20 protein-coding genes and 1 other RNA gene are annotated in these 18,782 nt (G+C 43.2%); 16 read left to right on the top strand and 5 right to left on the bottom strand.

Features of this window, described 5'->3' with window-relative positions:
* Positions 1-14: 14 nt before the first annotated feature.
* The 5 genes from AS29_RS00485 (at position 15) to AS29_RS00465 (ending at position 4,743) form a co-directional block, all read left to right on the top strand.
* Positions 15-1,199 (top strand): pyridoxal phosphate-dependent aminotransferase, encoded by a 1,185-nt coding sequence (locus AS29_RS00485; protein WP_035408726.1) that lies wholly within the window; start codon positions 15-17, stop codon positions 1,197-1,199.
* A 123-nt stretch (positions 1,200-1,322) separates the two neighbouring features.
* Positions 1,323-2,615, top strand: a complete 1,293-nt coding sequence (asnS, locus tag AS29_RS00480; protein WP_035408728.1) for an asparagine--tRNA ligase — start codon at positions 1,323-1,325, stop codon at positions 2,613-2,615.
* Between the two features lie 202 nt (positions 2,616-2,817).
* A complete protein-coding gene (locus AS29_RS00475) occupies positions 2,818-3,519 on the top strand; it encodes a DnaD domain-containing protein (protein WP_035408730.1) in 702 nt (233 codons plus the stop codon).
* Positions 3,520-3,557: 38 nt separating this feature from the next.
* A complete protein-coding gene (gene nth / locus AS29_RS00470; protein ID WP_035408733.1) occupies positions 3,558-4,223 on the top strand; it encodes an endonuclease III in 666 nt (221 codons plus the stop codon).
* Positions 4,213-4,743 (top strand): YpoC family protein, encoded by a 531-nt coding sequence (locus AS29_RS00465; protein WP_035408735.1) that lies wholly within the window; start codon positions 4,213-4,215, stop codon positions 4,741-4,743. The genes nth and AS29_RS00465 overlap by 11 nt, the downstream gene beginning before the upstream one ends.
* Positions 4,744-4,770: 27 nt before the next feature.
* On the opposite strand, the gene AS29_RS00460 is transcribed toward AS29_RS00465, so the two are convergent.
* Complete coding sequence (locus tag AS29_RS00460) at positions 4,771-7,392, bottom strand: PBP1A family penicillin-binding protein (RefSeq protein WP_051860711.1); 2,622 nt, start codon at positions 7,390-7,392, stop codon at positions 4,771-4,773.
* A 53-nt stretch (positions 7,393-7,445) separates the two neighbouring features.
* Positions 7,446-8,048: a Holliday junction resolvase RecU gene (recU, locus tag AS29_RS00455; RefSeq protein WP_035408736.1), complete on the bottom strand. Its 603-nt coding sequence runs from the start codon at positions 8,046-8,048 to the stop codon at positions 7,446-7,448.
* 79 nt (positions 8,049-8,127) lie between these two features.
* Between recU and AS29_RS00450 the strand changes: the two genes are divergently transcribed.
* The 3 genes from AS29_RS00450 to AS29_RS00440 all read left to right on the top strand — a co-directional run bounded on the left by AS29_RS00450 (position 8,128) and on the right by AS29_RS00440 (position 10,128).
* A complete protein-coding gene (locus AS29_RS00450; protein ID WP_231889894.1) occupies positions 8,128-9,165 on the top strand; it encodes a DUF2515 family protein in 1,038 nt (345 codons plus the stop codon).
* 308 nt (positions 9,166-9,473) lie between these two features.
* The gene (locus AS29_RS00445) at positions 9,474-9,728 is read left to right on the top strand and encodes a hypothetical protein (RefSeq protein WP_035408738.1); all 255 of its coding nucleotides are present in this window, start codon (positions 9,474-9,476) and stop codon (positions 9,726-9,728) included.
* Between the two features lie 37 nt (positions 9,729-9,765).
* Positions 9,766-10,128 (top strand): DUF1798 family protein, encoded by a 363-nt coding sequence (locus AS29_RS00440; RefSeq protein WP_035408741.1) that lies wholly within the window; start codon positions 9,766-9,768, stop codon positions 10,126-10,128.
* A gap of 282 nt (positions 10,129-10,410) precedes the next feature.
* Here AS29_RS00440 and AS29_RS21515 read toward each other — a convergent pair whose 3' ends face one another.
* Complete coding sequence (locus tag AS29_RS21515; protein ID WP_197491557.1) at positions 10,411-10,569, bottom strand: hypothetical protein; 159 nt, start codon at positions 10,567-10,569, stop codon at positions 10,411-10,413.
* A 169-nt stretch (positions 10,570-10,738) separates the two neighbouring features.
* Between AS29_RS21515 and AS29_RS00435 the strand changes: the two genes are divergently transcribed.
* Positions 10,739-11,194: a YppG family protein gene (locus AS29_RS00435; protein ID WP_051860712.1), complete on the top strand. Its 456-nt coding sequence runs from the start codon at positions 10,739-10,741 to the stop codon at positions 11,192-11,194.
* A 186-nt stretch (positions 11,195-11,380) separates the two neighbouring features.
* Here AS29_RS00435 and AS29_RS21170 read toward each other — a convergent pair whose 3' ends face one another.
* Together AS29_RS21170 and AS29_RS00430 are read right to left on the bottom strand one after the other, a co-directional pair.
* Positions 11,381-11,533 carry a hypothetical protein gene (locus AS29_RS21170; protein WP_156505821.1) on the bottom strand — a complete coding sequence of 51 codons (153 nt, stop codon included), beginning with the start codon at positions 11,531-11,533 and terminating at the stop codon, positions 11,381-11,383.
* A 72-nt stretch (positions 11,534-11,605) separates the two neighbouring features.
* Positions 11,606-12,046 carry an Hsp20/alpha crystallin family protein gene (locus tag AS29_RS00430; protein ID WP_035408744.1) on the bottom strand — a complete coding sequence of 147 codons (441 nt, stop codon included), beginning with the start codon at positions 12,044-12,046 and terminating at the stop codon, positions 11,606-11,608.
* 200 nt (positions 12,047-12,246) lie between these two features.
* Between AS29_RS00430 and AS29_RS00425 the strand changes: the two genes are divergently transcribed.
* The 7 genes from AS29_RS00425 (at position 12,247) to rnpB (ending at position 18,758) form a co-directional block, all read left to right on the top strand.
* On the top strand, positions 12,247-12,747 hold the full coding sequence (locus tag AS29_RS00425) for a PTS sugar transporter subunit IIA (protein WP_035408746.1): 501 nt from the start codon (positions 12,247-12,249) through the stop codon (positions 12,745-12,747).
* Between the two features lie 295 nt (positions 12,748-13,042).
* Positions 13,043-15,325, top strand: a complete 2,283-nt coding sequence (locus AS29_RS00420; RefSeq protein WP_035408835.1) for a DEAD/DEAH box helicase — start codon at positions 13,043-13,045, stop codon at positions 15,323-15,325.
* Complete coding sequence (locus tag AS29_RS00415) at positions 15,294-16,571, top strand: ribonuclease H-like domain-containing protein (RefSeq protein ID WP_035408838.1); 1,278 nt, start codon at positions 15,294-15,296, stop codon at positions 16,569-16,571. Before AS29_RS00420 ends, AS29_RS00415 begins: the two co-directional genes overlap by 32 nt.
* A gap of 319 nt (positions 16,572-16,890) precedes the next feature.
* Positions 16,891-17,115: a CotD family spore coat protein gene (locus AS29_RS20870; RefSeq protein ID WP_082883677.1), complete on the top strand. Its 225-nt coding sequence runs from the start codon at positions 16,891-16,893 to the stop codon at positions 17,113-17,115.
* 56 nt (positions 17,116-17,171) lie between these two features.
* Positions 17,172-17,720, top strand: coding sequence for a DUF1273 domain-containing protein (locus AS29_RS00410; RefSeq protein ID WP_035408748.1), 549 nt, complete (start codon positions 17,172-17,174; stop codon positions 17,718-17,720).
* A 251-nt stretch (positions 17,721-17,971) separates the two neighbouring features.
* The gene (gene gpsB / locus AS29_RS00405; protein WP_035408751.1) at positions 17,972-18,268 is read left to right on the top strand and encodes a cell division regulator GpsB; all 297 of its coding nucleotides are present in this window, start codon (positions 17,972-17,974) and stop codon (positions 18,266-18,268) included.
* A 97-nt stretch (positions 18,269-18,365) separates the two neighbouring features.
* An RNA gene (gene rnpB / locus AS29_RS00400) (RNase P RNA component class B) lies at positions 18,366-18,758 on the top strand.
* Positions 18,759-18,782 lie beyond the last annotated feature (24 nt).

Raw genomic sequence — 18,782 nt, 5'->3', positions numbered from 1 at the left:
GAGGGACTTAAAGAATGGAATTAGCGAAAAGAGCGGCTTCATTAACACCTTCAACCACATTGGCAATAACAGCAAAAGCAAAAGAACTTAAAGCTGCAGGACATGATGTGATCGGACTTGGAGCCGGAGAACCGGATTTCAATACTCCGGCAGCTATTATTAAGGCGGCAGTCTCTTCTATGGAAGACGGATTCACTAAATATACACCGTCCGGCGGGCTGAAAGAACTAAAGGACGCTATTATCGAAAAGTTTAAAAAAGATCAAAACCTGGATTATGCACCAGCGGAGATCATTGTTTGCACGGGTGCAAAGCATGCTCTTTACACTTTGTTTCAAGTCATTTTAAATGATGGGGATGAAGTAATTGTCCCTTCTCCATATTGGGTAAGCTACCCTGAACAGGTAAAGCTTGCAGGCGGGGTGCCTGTCATTATTGAAGGAACAGAAGAAAATCAGTTCAAAATAACCCCTGAGCAGATCGGCCGGGCAGCAAACAGCCGAACGAAAGCCGTGATTATCAATTCTCCAAGTAATCCAACAGGAATGATTTATACAGAAGCCGAGCTTAAAGCAATTGGTGAAGCATGCGAAAAACATGGCCTCTTGATTGTTTCGGATGAAATTTATGAGAAGCTGATTTACGGGGACGCAAGCCATGTTTCCATAGCTCAGATTTCACAGGCATTAAAAAAACGTACGATAGTCATTAACGGTGTATCGAAATCCCACTCGATGACAGGCTGGAGAATCGGGTATGCAGCCGGTCCTAAAAACATTATCAGTGCTATGACGAACCTGGCAAGCCACAGCACATCCAATCCTGCGTCCATGGCTCAGTATGGAGCAATCGAAGCGTACAGAGGCTCGCAGGAGCCCGTGGAAGAAATGAGAAAAGCCTTTGAAAGCAGATTGAATGAGACGTATGAACAGCTCATTCAGATTCCCGGCTTTACATGCATTAAGCCACAGGGCGCTTTCTACCTATTTGCTAACGCAAGCGAGGCTGCAAAAATTACAGGCCATGATTCAGTAGATGCATTCGTTGAAGCACTCCTTGAAGAAGAAAAGGTAGCGCTTGTCCCAGGATCGGGATTCGGCTCCCCGGAGCACGTCAGATTATCGTATGCGACTTCCCAGGATCTCCTGACTGAAGCCATTGCCAGAATCAAGCGGTACACAGAGAAAAATAAAGCATAAAAGAAGGGCGGTGAACATACCGCCCCTTTATGATGAACTGCCCTTATTGACCTGCTGTAAGTGAGGTTAGTATAATAGAACACATACATATTCGGACAAGACGTCCGTGGAGGGAATACTGAATTGAAAACTACTATTTCACAAGTACACAAATACACAGGTAAAGAAGTTACAATTGGAGCTTGGATCGCGAATAAACGTTCAAGCGGGAAGATTGCCTTTTTGCAGCTGAGAGACGGAACAGGCTTCATGCAGGGCGTCGTAGTTAAAGCTGAAGTGCCAGAAGAGGTCTTTCAGAAAGCCAAATCAGTTACACAGGAAACGTCCGTATATGTAACAGGCATCATCAGAGAGGACGAGCGTTCTCCTTTCGGATATGAAATGGGTGTTACCAATGTAGAGATCATCCATGAAGCAACGGATTATCCAATTACACCAAAAGAGCATGGAACAGAATTCCTGATGGATCACCGTCATTTATGGCTTAGATCCAAGCGCCAGCATAGCGTAATGAAAATAAGAAATGAAATTATCCGTGCAACCTATGAATTTTTCAATAAAGAGGGATTTGCAAAAGTTGATCCTCCAATTCTGACAGGAAGTGCACCGGAAGGTACTTCAGAACTTTTTCATACGAAATATTTTGATGAGGATGCTTACCTTTCCCAAAGCGGTCAGCTGTACATGGAAGCAGCAGCGATGGCACTTGGCAAAGTCTTTTCGTTTGGTCCGACATTCCGTGCTGAAAAATCCAAAACACGCCGTCATTTAATCGAATTTTGGATGATTGAACCGGAAATGGCTTTCTACGAATTTGAAGATAACCTGGTTGTCCAGGAAAATTACGTATCATTTATCGTACAAAGTGTATTGGAAAATTGCAGCCTGGAATTGACGACATTGGGAAGAGATATTTCAAAACTCGAGCATATTAAAGCGCCATTCCCAAGAATTACGTATGATGATGCTTTGAAAATGCTGCATGAAAAAGGATTTGAGGATATTCAATGGGGAGATGATTTCGGTGCGCCTCACGAAACAGCAATCGCCGAAAGCTTTGACAAACCTGTGTTTATCACTCATTATCCGACGTCTCTTAAACCGTTTTATATGCAGCCTTCAAAAGACCGTGAAGACGTCGTTCTTTGTGCAGATTTGATTGCACCGGAAGGGTACGGAGAAATTATCGGCGGATCTGAAAGAATCCATGACCAGGCTCTTCTTCAGCAGCGCCTGGAAGAACATGGGCTGGAAAGCGACGCCTATAAATGGTATCTTGAACTTCGTAAGTACGGCTCCGTTCCGCACTCTGGCTTCGGACTAGGTTTAGAACGGACAGTAGCCTGGATCAGCGGCGTGGAGCATGTTCGCGAGTCCATTCCGTTCCCAAGACTGTTGAACCGCTTGTATCCATAATTGATGCTGTAAACAAGAGTCTCCAGTATTGGAGACTTTTTTCAGCCATTTTTACCATTGCCTTGTTTAAGAATGCCGCTTGAGAAAGAAGGTAAAGCGGGAATTTTATTGAGGCACAGACAAAAGGACAGGTGATGGAATACCTGTTTATTCTGTTCCCTGTACTCAGTTTGTTTTAATCATCATCAAAAGGGGGGATATGATGAAAAAAGAACAGTTCATATCCATTCAAATGGAGGGATCTTTATCGATTCCCGGCATTTTATTTTTAAATTATCCAAAGCTTGGGCTTTCAGAACCTGAAATGATGCTCATCTTTCAGGTACAGCTGTTTATCCAGCAAGGCAAGCTTTTTCCAACACCGGATGAACTGGCTGCCAGAATGTCTGCCTCATCACCGGATTGCTCCATGATGCTAAGAAGCCTCATTCAAAGAGGATTTTTAAAAATAGAGGACGAAGACATTCAGTCGGTCCGATTTGAAAAGTACTCTCTTGAGCCGCTGTGGGATAAACTGTACCGTTTCCTTACAGAAGCTAAAATTGAGCAATGTGAGCCTGAAAAAACGGAAGAAAGTCTTTATTCCGTTTTTGAACAGGAATTCGGCCGGCCGCTATCACCATTTGAGTGTGAAACGCTCGGTATTTGGATGGACCAGGATCACCATGATCATGACATTATAAAAGCTGCCTTGAGGGAGTCTGTGATCTCAGGCAAGCTTAATTTCCGTTACATCGACAGAATCCTGTTTGAATGGAAGCGAAATGGTATCAAAACAATTCAACAGGCTAAAGACCATTCCAGACAGTTCCGTCAGGGCCAGGGGAAAGGCAGACAGTCTGAACAGCAGACAGACGAGCCTTATCAGCGGAAGGTTCCTTTCTATAACTGGCTTGAAAATTAAAGCACAATCAATGTGACATGCTGAAAAGAGGTTCTGCCATGCTTACAAAAATTCAAATGAGAGAAGCACTTGATACGATGGGGGAGCTGTTTCCTGATGCTCATTGTGAATTGGTTCACGCCAATCCTTTTGAACTGGTGATCGCTGTTGCTCTCTCTGCACAATGTACAGATGTTCTCGTAAATAAAGTAACCAAAAGCCTTTTTCAAAAATATAAAACGCCTGAAGACTATCTGGCTGTGTCCTTAGAAGAGCTTCAAGAAGATATCCGTTCGATTGGATTGTATCGGAATAAAGCCAAAAATATCCGTAATTTATGTTCAATCCTGCTCGAGCAGTATAATGGAGAAGTTCCCAAAGTTAGAGATGAATTGATCAAGCTCCCTGGAGTAGGCAGAAAAACAGCTAATGTCGTTGTATCTGTTGCATTTGGTGTTCCTGCCATCGCGGTTGATACGCATGTGGAGAGGGTTTCTAAAAGACTTGGATTCTGCCGCTGGAAGGACTCTGTTCTGGAAGTAGAAAAGACGCTTATGAAAAAAATACCGGCAGAAGAGTGGTCTGATACACACCATCGGATGATTTTCTTCGGCCGTTATCACTGCAAAGCACAGGCCCCTAAGTGCGCAGAATGCCCATTGCTGCATATGTGCAGGGAAGGCGGGAAACGGTTGAAAAAGGGGCTTATACAATATGCCAAATAAGCTTTATCCAATACCTCAAGGCTTTTTACTTTCTCCTTATTTGAATGGCCCGGACGTTTATATGGATTTAGCCAGGTCTCCGCTTGAAACAATTAGGGAATTTCCTCTTGCGTTTGATCTCCTATTTGAGTTGAAAGAACCCATCACATGGAAACCGTGGGAACAGGATGCTGAACCAATTGATTCCTTGTTTGCTGAATGGGGGCGGAAAAGGGAGGAGCAGAAGGAGCGGTTCCAGCAAAATAAAAGAGCAGATGCTGCTCTGATGGGATATTCCTATTGTGCTTTTATAGCATGTCTGCATTGGCTTAATGGCCAGAGTGTCTCCTCATTAAAGCCTGATCTCGTTCACTTGGGCATAAAACCTGTTAATTCAGTAGAGAGACTTCAATATATACGTGAAAATCCTCTTCAATTCCATTCATTTATTCAATTGAAAGAGATGTTTGCAGAATTAGAAAAAATGTACAAGAAGAAACTGCTTCTTTCAACATTTAATAAGGAAAAGCCGCTTGGATGACCAAGCGGCTTTTCTGTATCTTGTTATTTAATTATTTGGGTTGCCGTCATCACCGGTTCCGCCAGTGCCGCCAGTGCCGCCAGTGCCGCCGGTGCCGCCCTGTCCGGGAGGAGGGGTGCCAGGCTGACCGGGCTGCTGGCCATCCTGACCGCCGGTGCCTCCGTCATTTCCGCCGTCAGTTGGGGGCTCTGTCGGAGGCGGTTCTTGTCCTGGAGGAGGCTCCTGACCAGGAGGCGGTTCCTGTCCAGGCGGCTGTTCGCCATCCGCAGGGGGCTCAGCTGGTGTTTGGCCGTCTTGATCAGGTGCCGGTTCTTCCGCTGCCGGAATGGTCACAGATGCCGCACCAGGCTCGCTTCGTGTATTATCGTTGTCTCTAATCGCTGTAACCTGGAACTGATAGGTTGATCCAGGCTGCGGATTAGGAACAGTAAAAGACGAATCCTTCGTGCTTGTGATCACCTGTGAAGGGCCTCCGTCCTGTGACTGAGTCACCTCAAACGTTACATTTGCCTTTTCCGCAGAATCATATCCCCATGTTAGGGAAATGGCATTGGCTGCCTGATCAAAATTAACGGAAACCTCTGGTTTAGAGACACCTTGAGGCTGTTCTGGCTCTTCCTCTGGTTCAGGTTCCTGATACTCAGAGGAGCTCTCTGAAGGCTCTGTCCCTTTAACAAAATACTCCGTTGTTTTTTGGCTTTCTGGTGTATATGGTCCTGCTTTTATTGCAGGATCTGATCCATTATTTAATACCTCTACTTCAGACACGCTAGCCGGTTTTTTAAATTTCGAATCATCGTCAGAACCGACTTCGGACATGACTGATTTAAAAACTTTTTTAGCAAAAGCTTTTTCTGTGTCAGACATCGTTTCATTTTTCCCCGTCCAGACTGAAATAGTAGTAGAAGGGGTATATCCTACGAACCATGAATCTTTCGTTTCATTCGTTGTTCCAGTTTTCCCTGCGATATCCAGTCCCGGTACATCAGCAGCCTCTCCAGTACCGCTGTTTACGACAGAACGAAGCATATCTGTAATGATAAACGCTGTTGCGTCACTCATTGCTGCTTTAGGTTCCGGAGCTAAATCCATTTTGGTTCCATCCTGAAATTCAACGGATTGAACAACGTGCGGTTCAATATAAATTCCGCTGTTTCCGAACGCACTGTAAGCACCAGCCATTTGTAAACTGGATACTCCGCGGTCAAATCCGCCAAGTGCATATGCTTCTGTATAATTCTGTTTTTCAGGCATACCCAGACCTACTGCAAATTCCTTTGCTTTATCCAGTCCAACCTCTTGCAGCGCTTTTAATGCTGGAACGTTATAAGATTCTTTCAGTGCTTCACGAATGGATACTTTACCGTGATATTGATCGTTATAATTTTTAAATGGCTGTCCATTTTCATATTCATACTTTTCATCAATGAGCTGCTTATACGTTGACCATTTCAAATACTCCACAGCAGGACCGTAATCCAGAACCGGTTTAATGGTCGAACCCGGCTGTCTGCGGGATTGCGTTGCGTAATTAAAATCACTTTGAGAGCCCTTGCCGCCTAAAGCCTGAATCTCCCCAGTCTGTGTATCAAGCATCGTCAATCCAGTCTCAAATTTTTCGCTTTCGGGCACATTGATTTCATCGCCCTGCATCAAGGCATTTACATATTCCTGTGCTTTTGTATCAATGCTTGTATAAATTTTTAAACCGGATGAACTTACCTCAACATCGGTTTTATCTTTAATTTCATCCGTAATTTTATCAACAAATGCTTTGTACGGATTTTTGTCTTCCTTAGGAGCGGCAATACCAGCTGTTACATCAGCTTTCTTTGCCTGATCTGCTTCTTCCTGAGTGATAAACCCGTGTTTTGCCATCAGGGAGAGGACCGTATTTCTCCGCTCTGCAGCACGCTCCGGTTCAACACGCGGATTGTAGTTATTTGGGGCCTTAACCATCCCTGCTAGCATGGCTGATTCAGCTAATGTTAAATCTTTTACGTCTTTACCGTAGAAGTTTTCTGCTGCTTTGCCAATTCCATATGTGTTGCCGGTGTAATAAAGCTTGTTTAAATATAACTCCATGATTTCCTGCTTTGAGAATTTCCGTTCAAGCTGGAATGCGAGCCATACTTCCTGTACTTTACGCTCTACGGATTTTTCGTTTGTAAGCAAGTAATTTTTGATAACCTGCTGGCTGATCGTACTTCCGCCTTCCGCTCCGAAGCCTTCTTTGAAGTTGGCAAGAACTGCTCCGCCGAGCCTGATAAAGTCGACCCCGCTATGCTCGTAAAATCGGGCGTCCTCCGTTGCAAGAAAAGCGTTTTCCACATTCTTTGGAATATCTTTATAAGCAACGTATGTCCGCTTTTCTTCTCCGCCGATTTCGAATATTTTTTTGTTGTTTTTATCAAATACTTGAGAAGTATAAATGGATTTCAATTTTTTCTCGTCCAAGGAAGGGGATTTTGCAACAATTACACCGAAGGCAACGCCTCCTGCAATCATTAAAACAACACATGCTGCTAATAATCCAAGGACTATTTTTTTCCACAAAGGCCCGTTTTTACGGTTTTTAGGATTTTTTTGCTGTTTGGCGGGTTTTGAGGCCCTTCTTCGTTCTTCACGACTTTGATAATTATCTGACATTTGATCTCTACCTTTCGCTGCAAAACATGATTGTATTTTAACCATGTACTAAACTAATTAAAATAAAGAGCATCTAAAACGTTAATGTAATGAATTCTAGGGCTGAAGCCTAGTGGTATTAAGATGGCATGTTCCTCAATCTCAGCTTTTGTAATGGATTTGCGGCCGCCATTTTCTTTGCGTTCCCAAAATCCGATTAAATGGGTGGCTGGAAGCAGAAAGATTTTCCCGAAGGCTGATAAAATCACGAAGCAAATGCCGTCTTGTGCCAGAACCTGCTTCATATGGGTAATTTGATGCTCGTGAAAATTCTGGAGCGGGAAGGAGGACGGGTTTTTCGTCTCTTTCGCTTCAAAATCCAGGTATCGTCCTTTGTAGATCCCATTGTAATCCGTAGTAGAGGATTGTTTAAAATAAGCCTCCTTTATGACAGCTGCGCTTCTGCGGGGGTAATCCACATTCACAATCTGAACAGGCGTGGGCTTTTTGTGGACAACGGCTATTCCCCTATGCAGATAAAACTCGTTTGTTTCATTTAAATCTTCCTCAAGGGTCATCCCCCTGTTGCTATAAAGTGGATTGCTCCGTTTTTTTGCAGGATCCTTCTCTTTTTCCACCGGTGAATATATTTTACCGTTAGGATACCGATAAGTCATATTTCCCCTCCCATGGCAAAGACTATATCCTATCATATCAGAAAATTGATCCCTCGCATAAAAAAATGAGATATTTCCCATGATTGCAAGGCTGGGAAAAGGGAACGATAGGAACCGGGGTGACGGCATGGATTTTGAAAAAATCGATCAGCATCAGGCAAGTTTATTAACGGCTGAGATTAAGAGGCGGCTCAAGCGCGCTAATTACGACAATATCTCCAGAACGAATGCGTATTTTCATTACTACTTAAGAAATCCTGAAATTCAATGGTCCCTTCTGGCAAGCATGGTATCAAGAAACGCAGGCTATAATATGACCGATTTGCACTCATCCTGTTATGTGGCTGCCCTTGATGAAAGATTAAGAAGAGAGCTTTTTTTGACCTATGAGGATGCAAATTGGCTGATCTTCTCTGATGCATTTCCGCAGCTTCTGATCTATGAATACTCAAAAATAATGGACTGCCCGCTTTTTCCTCTTCTGAAAGCTTTTTCTGTTTCGCCGTTTATGATCAGGGAATGGCAAATGTTTTGGGAGAGTCAGGATATAGAGAGAATTTTAACCTCGCTTATTATCAATGAACAGCACCTGATCCACCGCCCGGTTATCCACCATCCGGTATTTAGAAGAGAAGTCTTTACATCATTCGTATACCGCTTTCAGGATGTGTTCCATTTTTCAACCGTTCTTTTTCCTACGTTAAAAGGGGAGTTATTCGGTTATTCCGTTTATAACTTTAAAAGAAAAGCCTCTAGGATTGAACTGGGCAAAAAGCTCGCATGGCTTCTTTTTCAAAGCAGATGGAAGGATGACTTTCTCTTATTTGCCTCCAGTGTTCCTCATACAGGATCAAGGTTTGATTATGAGAAGTATTTCCCTGATAAAAGAATACGGCAAACGCCAATTTTAAGAATGGCATTCCCTGCTATACCCCATCATATAGACGCTTCAAAGCGAAATTGGTTTCATGGTCAAAATTTGAACAAATATTACTCTGCCCCGGTTATCAGAGGGCGAAGTGAACTGACGGATTGGCACAGGAAAAAACGGAATCAAATGAAGCTGATTTCATCGCTTAAGGAGTTCTGGGAGGTCCAAAAAAAGACAGGGAAGTAATCCCTGTCTGCTGCGGTTATACAGATGGACGGTTCGGTCCATCCAGTTTTTTGTCCCCGGTTTCACGTTTACCCTGTTCTTTCTTCTGATCAAAATTCGGCTTGTTTTTTGTCATGTTTGCACCTCCTAGCATGTATTGTTTACCTTTGGGGGATTTTCATTCTCTTTGTCGCGATTACGAATGTCGAATAGAAGTGAATGGAGGAAACTTGCTTCTTTGTTTGACGAAACGCTTCTAGTTTTGTCAGCTGGGAAGGGAGGCGCAGGAAAAGATCGAATTTTAATAAGCATGAAAGGAGTGATCGGACATGGGGAAATTAATTGACCGCAAAGAAATTGAGGATCTTCTTAAAGACATTGAAGAGGATATGGCAAGGCTGGAAGAAAAGATGGGATCATCGATCCGGACGGAGAGTCTAAGCAAAGAGCAAGCTGTGATTGCCAAAGCAAATAACGTGGCGGATTTAATGGATAATATCGAATATACAGCACGTCTTGCTTCGGCTGAGAGGAAATGGCCGATAGAGGGCTCCTTTGTTCTGAATACATCGTTTCATTCATAATCACGTTCTGCTATGATATTTAAAGAGGTGAACCTGTTTGAATATCGAATTAGAATTATCCTATAAGCTAAAACAAATAAATGAAGAATCCCTTGCAAGATTTTTAGCAGGAAAAGAAAGTGAAACAGCTTATGATTTTTACGCACACATAAAGCCTGTATTTGAGGAAGGATCTAATGTTGCGAACGATTGGAAGGATCTCCTTGCTGAACGGTATAAAACCGATCGGCCTAAACACATCCATCCATCTCAGCTGGAGTCTACTGTAGAGAATATCCAACAGCAAATTCTCCAATCCTTTGATCCGAAAGCAAAATCCCTCCGTTATAAAAACACAAAGGAATCCGTTGATTATGTCGTCAACTCCGTCATTGAGTGGCTTGAAAAATCCAAACCTTAAAAAGCTGGCCTGATGCCGGCTTTTTGCATTTCAGTCCAAAAAACGCATGAGGGGAGTGCAGGGTCGTATGGGAGTACAGACTAAACAGCAGCGTCCATGAAGGGGCTGTCCAGAAAGCAGCTTTCGGGTTTTGAAAATGGACTGGTTTAGGCAAAATTTAAAACCCGCTCACAATCAGGAAAGGAAAACAAAACCCGGAAATGCTCAATCTGCGCTTCCGGGCCTCTAAATTATTCTAAGCTGGGCTTCTTAGAACGCTCAACTTACCTTTAAACTAGAACTTCACTCTTTTATTTCAACTGGACGGTCGCCTTCACTGGCTACTGGCTCTATGGCGTATCCTTTGCTCTCATCCTGTTTTGGGGGAACGTTTTGTCCGTATTCCGGCTGTTCGGGTTCATGTCCTTTTTGCTTATGGTTAAAATGCTGTCCTCTGCCCATTTCATCTCCTCCTTCCTGAGTAGTATGCGGATTTCCCTTCTGTGTTATGAGTAATGATCTTCCCAAGAACCTTTACGATGAATTTGAATAAACTGGTTATTAGCCCAATCCGTCCGTCTTTCATCAATTGAATTGACATGCGGGAACAAGACTAGGAGGGAAGTCATTTATGTTTTATCCATATGATACAGAAGGCAGTGAAGCGCCGAATCCAAGAATCAGAAGGAGACGCTTAAGCAGAGAAGCATCCTGGGGAAGCCAGATGCCGGTCTATCAGCAGCATGCATATCCATACGAAGCCTATCAGCAGGCAAATCCTTGTTATCAGCAGCAGCTATATCAATACCAGCCAGTCCAGCCCGGGCTTCCGTATATGCAGAATCTTGCCCAATACACTCCGAATACAGCCTTTCAGCCTCAATCTCCATACCCTTATCCATATCCGAAGCAAGGACCCTTTCCAAAGCAGCCGCAGGCCTCAGGTATGCAAAACGTTATGTCTCAATTCAAAAAATCGAATGGACAATATGATTACAATAAAATGATGGATACTGCCGGGCAAATGATGAGTGCCGTTAACCAGATGAGTTCCTTATTCAAGGGAGTGACAGGTTTTTTCAAATAGGAAATGGCAATCCGGCTTTCCCAGCTGAATTTTGGAAAGCCGGAACTAATGATTAATGCTTATTATATTCCATTTCACGTGCTAATTTATTCAGGACTTCTTTATAAGACAAGCCTGAATTAGAGTTAGCTCTTTTTACTTTTTCAGCATCTGTGTCTGAATAACTCCTTAGCATGGATGGCTTTTTCATCGGCCTGGCTTACCCTTGACTGTTTCCATCTGTTCAGAGGGCTTCTCATTTCCAATCACGGCTACAATGGAAGGGGAGGGGGAAGGTTCGGCTATTAACCGATCGTTCAGCTGTTTAAAATCCGGCATGTTCTTATTATAATTTGTCATATAAATTCGCCTCCTTGACATAGTATTTGCGGAACCTTTCCCTCCATGCAAAAAAAAGACGCGGGGGACGCGTCATTTTTTGGGCATACGAATCATCAGCTTTCCTTCATGCAAGGCAGTAATCATCTGACTGTCATCCGCTTCAGCTGGCAGATAAACCGATCTTGAAAAATGGCTATATGTGGTTGATTGTGAATAATAAGCTTTCTCACTGGAAGCAGAGTGCTGAACTTTATGATCAATTTCAAGGGTCAATGTGCGGCCGTTTACTTCAATATCGATATCATTCATGGAAACAGGCGGCAGACTTGCTTCGACAATCACTTCATTTTCCGTTTGGAATGCCTGCATATCCATATAAGGAAAGGATGCGTTTTGAAGGAGAACTTCTTCAAACTGTCTTAAAAAATGCTTTACAGGCGAAGAATGAAAAAAATGGTCTACAGCCTTGGAAAGATCCAGGTCAAAACCAAGTAATTCCGGCGTCTGATTTTTGTTGTTTTTATCATCCATTTATCTCAAACCTCTTTTCAATGGGCTATCTTACTATATGCAAAGAATGAAAAAAGGTTATAGATTGTATCCGGCAACGCTTTATGCTTTAATAATCCTGTACATACACGTTTTTCGGACTGTCCGGTGCTCTTCATGTGTTTATTTGCAGAATTCCCGGGTATGTTTAATAAGGACCATTCCGGTAGGAGGAATTGAAAATGTTCAAAAAACTTTTTGGAAAAAAAGAAGAAATTTCAAGAGATGAAACGGTTTATGCTCCAATGCAAGGAAAGCTAGTCCCTCTGGAAGAGGTTCCGGATCCGGTGTTTTCTCAAAAAATGATGGGTGATGGAGCTGCTATTATTCCAGCAGAAGGAAAAGTAGTTGCCCCTGTAAATGGTGAAGTGATTCAGCTGTTCCATACAAAGCATGCGATTGGTCTTCGCTCAGAAATAGGGATGGAACTCCTGATTCATATCGGACTTGAAACGGTCAGTATGAATGGAGAAGGTTTTGAAGCACATGTGAAAGAAGGGGACAAGGTTTCTGTTGGAGATCTTCTTATTTCATGCGATCTTGGACTCATCAATGAAAAAGCATCAAGCACCATCACTCCGATTGTCATAACAAATGGCGACATACTGGAATCCGTGGAAAAAGCTGATGCCCAAGAAACCGATCTAGGCAAAACAAAAATTTTCGAAGTGAAAGCAAAATAAAATATAGCCGAGGCTCCCTGAAATGGGGCCTTTTTTTATAGGTAAGGCTCGGTAAAACATGGTGTTGATTGGAGTGGAAGGCGCGAGATTCCTGCTTAGAGCAGCTGGACAGATGAGAACCCGCAGTCGCGAAGCGAGGAGGAGGCTCACCGCCCGCCCAAGGATAAACGATCACCTGCTAGCTGCAATCAACAGCCAGGTTTAAAAACGCTATAAGAAAAAAAGGGTATGAAAACGAACGTGTATTCGATACAATAGCAGGAAAGAGGTGATCGTATTGTTTAAGAAAAAAACGATGGACCAGCTTGTTGAATGGCTGAAAAAGGATGAAGCGTTTAAAGAAAAAATTGTTCACTGGAGAACGCTTGAACCGCGTGAGGCGAAAATGGCTCCTATGCCGGAAGATGTGCATCCAAAGCTGCTTGAGGCCCTTCATTCGAGAGGGATACAGGAACTCTACACTCACCAAAGCACAGCGTATGCAGCAGCTAGAAATGGAACGAGCTTTGTTGCGGTCACTCCTACAGCTTCGGGGAAAACCCTTTGCTATAACCTCCCTGTTCTTCAAAGTGTGCTGGAAAAATCCGAAAACCGGGCCCTTTATCTCTTTCCGACAAAGGCATTGGCCCAGGATCAAAAAAGTGAAATGAATGAACTGATTCAGTCTATGGATGCGTCTATAAACTCTTATACATATGATGGAGACACTTCGCCTGCCATCCGTCAGTTAATTCGCAAGGCGGGACATATCGTCATGACGAACCCGGATATGCTTCATTCTGCGATATTGCCCCACCATACAAAATGGGTCTCATTGTTTGAAAATCTGAAATACATTGTAATCGATGAATTGCATACGTACAGAGGCATTTTCGGCAGCCATGTTGCGAACGTGATCAGAAGGCTTATGCGTATTTGCAGGTATTATGGAAGCGAGCCAATCTTTATATGCACATCAGCAACCATCGCGAATCCGAAAGAACTTGGCGAGAGGCTTACTGGAAGCAGGATGGAGCTGATTGACAACAATGGAGCTCCATCAGGAAGAAAACATTTTGTATTCTATAATCCCCCAATTGTAAACAAAGCAATGAATATAAGGAAAAGCGCTACACTTGAAGTCCGCGATCTTGCCGGTCATTTCCTGAGCAATGGCATACAAACTATCGTATTTGCAAGAAGCCGGGTAAGGGTGGAAATTATTCTGACGTATTTGCAGGAGCTGATTAAGAAAAAATTAGGTCCAAAAACGATCAGAGGCTATCGGGGCGGCTACCTTCCGAAGCAAAGACGGGAAATTGAAAAGGGGTTAAGGTCCGGTGAGATCATTGGCGTCGTCAGCACAAATGCACTGGAGCTTGGGGTGGATATCGGACAGCTTCAGACATGTATTATGACGGGATATCCAGGAACGATTGCAAGTGCCTGGCAGCAGGCAGGCAGAGCTGGAAGACGTCATGGAGAGGCCTTTATTGTCATGGTGGCAAGTTCAAACCCCCTGGATCAGTACATCATTCAAAATCCGGATTACTTTTTTGAGCAGAATCCTGAAACTGCAGTCATTGATCCTGATAATCTCATTGTCTTAGTCGATCACATCAAATGCGCGGCATTTGAGCTTCCTTTTAAAGAACAGGATACATTTGGAGCTTCTGATATTACGGAGATCCTCGAGTATTTGGCTGAAGAACATGTACTCGTTCAGAACAGGGGGCAGTTCCATTGGATGAATGCCTCGTTTCCCGCACACAATATCTCGCTCCGGTCCGCTTCCCAGGAAAATGTGGTCATCATTGATCAGTCGGATATTTCAGCAGTCAAAGTGATTGGTGAGATGGACAGGTTCAGCGCTATGACGCTCCTTCATGATGAAGCGATTTACCTGCACCAGGGAATTCAATTTCAGGTAGAGCTTCTCGATTGGGAGGAGAAAAAAGCATTTGTCAGAGAAGTGAAGACCGATTACTATACAGATGCGAACCTTGCTGTCCAGCTTAAGGTTTTAGAAACCGATTTAACCGGCTCCAAAGGGGAGTATGAAACTGGATTTGGAGATGTAGCTGTACAGGCAATGGCAACTATTTTCAAAAAAATTAAATTCGATACGCACGAAAATATCGGATCTGGCCCGATCTCATTGCCTGAAGAAATTCTTCATACCAATTCAGCCTGGCTCAGCTTGAAGATGGAGAACCGGGATTGGACAGAGGACCGGGTTGAAGAGGCGTTAATGGGAATGGCAAATGTTTTTCGCCATATTGCACCTTTAAAGGTCATGTGCGACCCATCAGACCTTCACGTCGTTCCCCAGGTAAAAGCATCTCATAACGAGCTCCCGACTGTTTTCCTCTATGACCGGTATCCCGGTGGAGTGGGGCTGTCAAAAAAGATTTTTGAACAATTTCATGAACTTGTGGCCGAAAGCCATGACTTGATTTACGCATGCCCATGCGAACAAGGATGCCCATCCTGTGTTGGCACGGATGGGAGCATGGAGTCACAAAAGCTGGATACGCTCACTCTTTTGAAAGATTTGAGGGAAAACCATGTCATTAAAAAACAAGTTAAACCGTCTTAAAAACCATATCATCTCCGAGGCGCCTCCTGAACAGCCGTCTCTGCCTGTGAAACCGGAACCAGCGGGAGATGAAAATAAGTCAGAATTAAAAGCGGTAAAATACGGGGAGGATTACTGCCTGCTCCGTGAAATTTCTTATCCGCTTGATTATCAGCATGGATTGTACAAATTGCAGGACTGTGCTGATGCGGTAAAAAGGTGGAATGAGAGTTCCTTGAATCATCCGCTTTCAGCCAAAGGACATCGTACGGAGGATTTATTCTTTTTCGATACGGAAACAACTGGGCTTGGCGGAGGAACGGGAAACATGATTTTTCTGCTTGGGCATGCTTCGTTTTCAGAAAATGAAGTAACAGTCCGGCAGCACCTGCTGCCAAAACCGGGACATGAAGTTGCCCTATATAAGGATTTTTTGAAATATGTAGATATTACAACCCTTGTAACCTATAATGGTAAATCATTTGATTGGCCCCAGGTAAAAACAAGGCATACCTTAATCCGCGAGTTTGTCCCAGAGCTTCCGTCGTTTGGCCATTTTGATCTTTACCATGCTTCAAGAAGGCTGTGGAAGCATAAAGAGTATGCATTGAAGCTTGTGAATGTCGAATCGGAAATGCTCCATATCAAAAGGGAAGACGATGTGCCCGGTTATTTGGCGCCGATTATTTATCAGCACTATGTCCAGACACAGGATGAATCGGTGCTGAAAGGAATTTTAAAGCACAATGAACTTGATGTACTGACACTGATTACACTTTACACACATTTATCAAACAGCCTTTTAAATATCGGGTCCGGTCAAGCTGGAGATGAAATTGAGCAGTATGAAGTAGCAAGATGGTATGAAACAGCAGGGGAGCACTCGGCGGCATTAAAGGAGTACGAAGCAATTGCACTAAGGGGCGATAAAAAGTCCTTTGACGCAAAGTACAAGCTGGCGCTTAAACAGAAGAAGGAAAAAAATTGGCCGGCAGCCGTTCAGGCATGGGAAGATATTGCAGCAAATGATTCAGGGAAATTAAAAATTGATGCCTCTATCCAGCTGGCAATGTATTATGAGCATGCTGATAAAAACAATGATCTCGCCTTAAAGTGGACAGAAGCAGCCATGGCGTCCGCGAAAGAACTGAACAGGCTGGCGAAGCTTCCTGCCATAGATTCCATTTTAGCGGAGGGAAATAAGCGCAAAGAACGGTTAAACAGGAAATTATTACGAAATTATTCCCCGGGCAAGCGCAGGAATTGAGAAATTCCGCCAAATTTTTAACATTTGTGTGACATTTTCAAACAAGTCAAAACAATAATTGTAGAACGGTGCTGAACCATGTAAAATAGATGACTGTAAGCCAATCATCTGTTAGGAGAATGCTCAATGCATAAAGGTGTTTTCTACCTGTTTTTTGTTGTTTTGCTTGTTACGGTCTATGTTTTTACTGCTTTTAAAGAAACGTTTTACGCTTATCTCTAATTTGTACAAAAAAATAGGTATTTGTAATAGTACATGTATACTCCCTTTCACATAACTTGTATGGAAAGCAAGATATTTATCTAAGGGAGTGGAGAAAATGTTTGGAAGAAGACCTTGTATGATGCCGCCTATCGTGCACCCTACTCAATGCTGTGTGCATAATACCTATTCAACTACGGCAGTGCCCCATATCCATCCTCAGCACACTACTAACGTTAACCATCAGATGTATCAGCATTTGCACTATCATCCGCAAACGCAATCTGCTGTGAACGAGGTATCCCACCAGCACTTTAACTGCAGCGGACCGGGACCGCGCTAAGATTCAGGAAGGAGCTGACATCATCAGCTCCTTTACTTATTCTACAGGTGATAAAGATGAAAACAATTGCGATCACGGGATATAAGCCGCATGAGCTTGGTGTGTTTTCAAAAAGCCATCCGGCAGTTTTTTACATAAAAAAGCTGATTGAAAAAGAATTGAAGGTTCTTTTAGATGAGGGGCTTGAGTGGGTCGTAATCAGCGGCCAGCTCGGTGTCGAGCTGTGGGCAGCAGAAGTGGTCATCGAACTGAGGCTCGAGTATCCTCAGCTTAACCTTGCCGTCCTTACACCCTTTTTAAATCAAGAGGAAAAGTGGAAGGAAGCAAACAAAGAACAATATGAACGTGTTCTTATGGAGGCGGATTTCGTCGACAGCATCACGAAGCGTCCATATGAAAACCCAAAGCAATTTATCATGAAAAACCAATTTTTCATTCAAAAAACGGACGGATTGCTGCTTATTTACGATGAAGAAAAACCAGGCTCTCCTAAATTTATGCTGGAAACCGCCCGTAAAATGAAATCCGCAAACGAATATACCATTAAGGCCTTTACCTTTTATGATCTTCAAAACATCGTAGAGGACCTTCAGGATGAAGAATAATTCAATTACTAAGGCTTACCTAAAAAAGGATGAGCAGGCTGGAGAAGCGTGACAGGCGACGAGCATACCCGCCGCCAATGAACAGAGTAGCAGGAACAAAAACCCAGCCATAACCACAGCAAATTCTATTTCCCTGCTTCAAAGTTTGCGAAACAAGCCTTTGTTTAAAAACATACTTTATTGGGGAAATTGACATTTGGAAGGATTTCTGAAAAAATATGAAGTAACCATTTTCGATCGGGGTGAAAGAGATGCTTTCTGACAAAGTGAAGCTGACGGCCAAAGAAATACTTGAAAAAGAATTTAAAACCTCTGTAAGAGGATACAGACAAGAAGATGTGGATAAATATCTTGATTATATCATCAAGGATTATGAGACATTCCACCAGGAAATAGAAGAGCTTCAACAGGAAAATCTTCGATTGAAGAAGCAGCTTGAAGAAGCATATAAAAAGCAGCCTGCACAAACCAATACAACGAACTTTGACATTCTGAAAAGATTGTCCAACCTTGAAAAACATGTATTTGGAAGCAAGTTGTACGATTAATACATACAAAAGACGGTCTTCCAAAATCAGCTATTGATTTTTGTATTATAACCCGTTATAATTTACATTGCTGTTAACAGCGGCTAACTAAATAATGACGTTCAGGTAATCGCTGCAGTCTTTAGGGCTGCAGAGGAAAGTCCATGCTCGCACGGTGCTGAGATGCCCGTAGTGTTCGTGCCTGGCGAATTCATAAGCCAGGGTAGTCTGGAATTTCTGGACTAACGGCGGGGAACGAGCCTAAGTTCCATTTGGAATATGGCTTTAATACTCTGAAAGTGCCACAGTGACGTAGTCCTGCAAGAAATTGCAGGAGTGGAACGCGGTAAACCCCTCGAGCGAGAAACCCAAATAATGGTAGGGGCATTTTCCCGGAGAAATTGAACAAAGGGAAAGACAGAGCAGTTTGTCTCTGTAGATAGATGATTGCCGCCTGAGTACGAGGCGACAGCCGTTTGCAGTACGAAGGAACAAAACATGGCTTATCGAACGTTATTAGGTAAAAGTTATCCAC

The organism is Bacillus sp. SJS (genome assembly GCF_000732485.2).
GTDB lineage: Bacteria > Bacillota > Bacilli > Bacillales > Bacillaceae > Metabacillus_B > Metabacillus_B sediminis.
This window is presented reverse-complemented; position numbering and strand designations above follow the sequence as displayed.

What these genes read in the sequence shown, in the direction of transcription:
- AS29_RS21170 (WP_156505821.1), bottom strand. Translation starts at nt 11,533, where the DNA reads ATGACAAATTATAATAAGAACATGCCGGATTTTAAACAGCTGAACGAT.
- AS29_RS00445 (WP_035408738.1), top strand. Translation starts at nt 9,474, where the DNA reads ATGGGGAAATTAATTGACCGCAAAGAAATTGAGGATCTTCTTAAAGAC.
- AS29_RS00465 (WP_035408735.1), top strand. Translation starts at nt 4,213, where the DNA reads ATGCCAAATAAGCTTTATCCAATACCTCAAGGCTTTTTACTTTCTCCT.
- gpsB (WP_035408751.1), top strand. Translation starts at nt 17,972, where the DNA reads ATGCTTTCTGACAAAGTGAAGCTGACGGCCAAAGAAATACTTGAAAAA.
- AS29_RS00450 (WP_231889894.1), top strand. Translation starts at nt 8,128, where the DNA reads ATGATTGCAAGGCTGGGAAAAGGGAACGATAGGAACCGGGGTGACGGC.
- AS29_RS00475 (WP_035408730.1), top strand. Translation starts at nt 2,818, where the DNA reads ATGAAAAAAGAACAGTTCATATCCATTCAAATGGAGGGATCTTTATCG.
- nth (WP_035408733.1), top strand. Translation starts at nt 3,558, where the DNA reads ATGCTTACAAAAATTCAAATGAGAGAAGCACTTGATACGATGGGGGAG.
- AS29_RS00425 (WP_035408746.1), top strand. Translation starts at nt 12,247, where the DNA reads ATGTTCAAAAAACTTTTTGGAAAAAAAGAAGAAATTTCAAGAGATGAA.
- AS29_RS21515 (WP_197491557.1), bottom strand. Translation starts at nt 10,569, where the DNA reads ATGGGCAGAGGACAGCATTTTAACCATAAGCAAAAAGGACATGAACCC.
- recU (WP_035408736.1), bottom strand. Translation starts at nt 8,048, where the DNA reads ATGACTTATCGGTATCCTAACGGTAAAATATATTCACCGGTGGAAAAA.
- AS29_RS00460 (WP_051860711.1), bottom strand. Translation starts at nt 7,392, where the DNA reads ATGTCAGATAATTATCAAAGTCGTGAAGAACGAAGAAGGGCCTCAAAA.
- AS29_RS00485 (WP_035408726.1), top strand. Translation starts at nt 15, where the DNA reads ATGGAATTAGCGAAAAGAGCGGCTTCATTAACACCTTCAACCACATTG.
- AS29_RS00415 (WP_035408838.1), top strand. Translation starts at nt 15,294, where the DNA reads ATGTCATTAAAAAACAAGTTAAACCGTCTTAAAAACCATATCATCTCC.
- AS29_RS00430 (WP_035408744.1), bottom strand. Translation starts at nt 12,046, where the DNA reads ATGGATGATAAAAACAACAAAAATCAGACGCCGGAATTACTTGGTTTT.
- AS29_RS00420 (WP_035408835.1), top strand. Translation starts at nt 13,043, where the DNA reads ATGGACCAGCTTGTTGAATGGCTGAAAAAGGATGAAGCGTTTAAAGAA.
- AS29_RS00410 (WP_035408748.1), top strand. Translation starts at nt 17,172, where the DNA reads ATGAAAACAATTGCGATCACGGGATATAAGCCGCATGAGCTTGGTGTG.
- AS29_RS20870 (WP_082883677.1), top strand. Translation starts at nt 16,891, where the DNA reads ATGTTTGGAAGAAGACCTTGTATGATGCCGCCTATCGTGCACCCTACT.
- AS29_RS00435 (WP_051860712.1), top strand. Translation starts at nt 10,739, where the DNA reads ATGTTTTATCCATATGATACAGAAGGCAGTGAAGCGCCGAATCCAAGA.